1 protein-coding gene is annotated in these 317 nt (G+C 65.9%); it reads left to right on the top strand.

What is annotated here, in order from left to right:
* Positions 1 to 317: LacI family DNA-binding transcriptional regulator (locus AC0IYH_RS30475; protein ID WP_471837886.1), on the top strand; the 317-nt coding region annotated here is incomplete at both ends.

The raw sequence follows: 317 nt of genomic DNA, 5'->3' as shown, positions 1-317 counted from the left end.
AGGCGGTCACGATCAAACACGTGGCGAGCGACGCGGGCGTGTCGCTGCAAACCGTCAGCCGCGTCGTCAACAAGGAACCCGGTGTCCGCCCGGAAATGGCCAGCCGGGTACAGGCGTCGATCGACAAGCTCGGCTACGTGCCCTCTATCGCCGCGCAGCGCATGGCGGGATCGCGATCCTACCTGATCCTCGCACTCAACGATCGCGAGCGAACGATCGCCGACTGGCGCGCACGTCAGGGTACCGACTGGCTCGACCAGATGCTGCTGGGCGGGATGCTGACCTGCGCCGAGCACGGCTATCGCATGATCGTGGAG

The sequence above is a fragment of the Pseudomonas sp. AC463 genome (assembly GCF_979253585.1).
Note: the sequence above shows the minus strand (reverse complement) of the source record. Positions and strands in the feature narration are given on the sequence as shown.